This is a genomic window from Geobacillus sp. G4 (assembly GCF_040327975.1).
Classification (GTDB): Bacteria; Bacillota; Bacilli; order Bacillales; family Anoxybacillaceae; genus Geobacillus; species Geobacillus thermoleovorans.
The window spans coordinates 1-833 of sequence record NZ_JBEPJY010000058.1 but is presented as its reverse complement, the minus strand read 5'-3'; the positions used below and the strand labels follow the sequence as shown (position 1 = coordinate 833).

Annotated in this window: 1 rRNA gene; it reads left to right on the top strand. The window is 52.9% G+C overall.

Annotation, left to right across the window (positions count from 1 at the left end):
• Positions 1-180 (top strand): 16S ribosomal RNA (locus ABS784_RS16865); the annotation flags it as partial.
• Positions 181-833 lie beyond the last annotated feature (653 nt).

Sequence of the window (833 nt, the reverse complement as noted above, 5' to 3'; positions counted from 1 at the left end):
GCCGCGGTGAATACGTTCCCGGGCCTTGTACACACCGCCCGTCACACCACGAGAGCTTGCAACACCCGAAGTCGGTGCGGTAACCCGCAAGGGAGCCAGCCGCCGAAGGTGGGGCAAGTGATTGGGGTGAAGTCGTAACAAGGTAGCCGTACCGGAAGGTGCGGCTGGATCACCTCCTTTCTAAGGACGAAGAAAAGCGGAAGCGCCGCGTTTGGCTCTCGAAGCCAAATGTTCTTCACCCGCAGGGGTGCTTGCACCCCGAGGGGGAAGGTTATTTGGCAGAAGAGAGCCAGGCGCTGGAGCTAGACATCAGTCGTTATTCAAAGCAAAACGCGCTTCTGTTTCGTTCAGTTTTGAAGGAATGAAAAATTCCTTCAGTTGCTTTGCGTCTGCGTCTACAAGTGAATTCAGAGAAGCTGGATTCCTCGACGCAAAGCTGCAAGGAAGCTGTTTCAACGTAGTTGCTTTGCATCTGTGCCTGCGTCTGCTAGCAGGTTCAGGGAAGCAAGATTCCTCGGCACAAGACTGCAGAGAAGTGAATTCAAGAAGCAGTCTCGTTTGCGTCTGCGTCTACAAGCGGATTCGGAGAAGCCGAATTCCTCGACGCAAACCAGCGAAGAAGCAGGTTCAAGGCAGCAACTTTGCATCTGCGTCTTCTAGCAGATTCGAGGAAGTGGGATTCCTCGATGCAAGACTGCAGAGAAGCAAATTCAAGAAGCAGTCTCGTTCCTTGAAAACTAGATAACCGATAAAGCAAAGGAAGAAGCCGAGAGCGCAATAGGTTAAGCTGGAAAGGGCGCACGGTGGATGCCTTGGCACTAGGAGCCGATGAA